This window comes from Okeania sp. (assembly GCF_983059655.1).
This window is the reverse complement of record NZ_CEZPJD010001096.1, coordinates 1-2,100: the sequence shown is the minus strand read 5'-3', so window position 1 is coordinate 2,100 and position 2,100 is coordinate 1. Positions and strand designations below refer to the sequence as shown.

At 37.6% G+C, this 2,100-nt stretch carries 2 protein-coding genes; one reads left to right on the top strand and one right to left on the bottom strand.

The genetic code is table 11. From position 1 onward, the window contains the following. Positions 1 to 90 precede the first annotated feature (90 nt). Positions 91 to 1,710 carry a murein biosynthesis integral membrane protein MurJ gene (murJ, locus tag AC3DU7_RS32130; protein ID WP_488043283.1) on the bottom strand — a complete coding sequence of 540 codons (1,620 nt, stop codon included), beginning with the start codon at positions 1,708 to 1,710 and terminating at the stop codon, positions 91 to 93. A gap of 120 nt (positions 1,711 to 1,830) precedes the next feature. On the opposite strand from murJ, the gene AC3DU7_RS32125 reads away from it, so the two are divergent. Then, the coding region (locus AC3DU7_RS32125; protein ID WP_488043282.1) for a hypothetical protein at positions 1,831 to 2,100 on the top strand (270 nt) is incomplete at its 3' end.

Below are 2,100 nucleotides of genomic sequence, written 5' to 3'. Positions count from 1 at the left end.
TTCATTTTCTGAAGCACTAAAAAATCTGAGGTGAGTGGTGAAATTTCCGACTATTGCTTATGAAGCCTGACTTTGAAACTAGAGAGAATGTCAAATTCCCAATTTCTGTCTAATTCGTCCAACAAAAATATCAACCTCCGGCAAATTCATTTTCATCACTATCAAACCAAAGATACCTAACCCCGAAAAACTTGCTAAACCAAGTTCTAATAACAGCACAAAAAATCCCTCACTTCCCAACACCAACTGACAACCTAAAAGCACACTCCAACAAACCAAAGCAGTCGCAAAAGCTCCACCAATTAAACCAGAAAAAACTATAAACCATTCACCCCAAGGCAACCCATCAATTTTCCTATCTAACAACCATAAAAAAACTATCATTGAAATTAAATTAACCCCTACCGTTGCCAAAACCAAACCAGGAGCACCAAAAGCATTAACTAACAAATAATCCAACACCACATTCAGAAAAATATTAATAACACTAATCTTAAAAGGAGTTTCTCCATCTCCCAAAGCATAAAAAACTCTAACCAAAACATCCCTTCCCAAATAAACAAACATTCCCAACGCATAAGCCATCAACACAGAAGCAACAAAATTTGATGCCGATAAATCAAAAGCATAACGTTCATAAACCACCCTCACAATAGGCAAAGCCAAAGTTACCATAATCGCACTTAAAGGCAACATCGTAATACCAGCTAATACCAAAGCTTGGCGAATTCTATATTTTAATTCATCCCAACTTTCCGGTTCCGCTAATCGAGAAAATATCGGTAAAAAAGGTACCAAAATAACATTAGAAATAATTCCCAAAGGAGTCTGTACTAACAAACCAGAATAAGCCAACGAAGCAGCAGCTTGAGGAATATAAGAAGCAAAAAATAAATCGGTATAAACATTAATATGTAACATTCCAGAAGACAAAGTAGCAGGTATCATTACTTTAGAAACTTCCTGTACTCCTGGATGTCGAAAATTAAATCTGAAACGTAATTTTCCTAAACCATTTCGCCACAATGCTGGAACTTGAATTAACCATTGTAATATTGCTCCGATGAGAGTGCCCCAGGCTAAAACTAAACCTCCCATCATGGCATATTCCGGTTGAATAATCTTTTCCCCTAGCTGCAAAGCTAAGATAAAAACTCCTCCTATTAAAGCCACACTAGAAAATAAGGGGCTAATAGAAGGCAACCAATACATATCCGCAGCATTAAGCGCTCCAAAACCAATACCAATTAATCCTGCCAGTAAAGCCATTGGGGCCATAATCTGGAATTGTTGGATGGCGATCGCTCGAATTTCTAGACCTTTTGACGTTTGACTTAACCCCGGTGCCACTAGGTCAATTAAAGGGTCGGCAAAAAGAATCAGGCCAACTGTGACTAACAACAGTACTCCACCAACAAAAGTAGTTATAGTTTCTACCAGTGGAGCAGCTTCGGACTTATGGCGCTTTGCTAAGACACTAACGATGGCACTATGAAAGGGTCCGTTGATGCCTCCTAATAAGACTAATAAAAACCCGGGTATGACATAAGCGTAGTTATAGGCGTCCACTGCAGCACCTACTCCGAAGGCAGCGGCGATCGCTTGTTGACGTACTAGGCCAAATATTTTACTGATTAATGTGGCTACTGCTACGATACCAGCTATTCCTGCTAGGGAACGAGGGGATTTTTGTGATTTTGATTCAGACACGAGTACAATATATTAATGTTGCTTAGATAAGTTTAATCATGATTCGGTATTGAGCGATATAGAACCGGATATTTGTTTTTTTTGGTACTTTCTATTTGGGTTTTAACTCAATTATCATTAATGAAAAAACAAGAGCAAATTATCAAAAGAGTTTATGAGTCTTTAAATGACAGTCTCATGGGTTTATGGATTATTAAGAATATTAAGGGTTGGATATTGTTTGTCAATTTTTATTCTGATTTTAAACGTTTCTTCAAGTGGTCATCTGCAAGTAATAAAATCAGCACTCAAACAAATTTAAGAGCTTTAATTACTATGGACTATCACCGACTCGAAAAAGGCTTGGCTTTGAAAAAGCCGAGAAAGGGATTTGGAAGGGATGTTATTAAG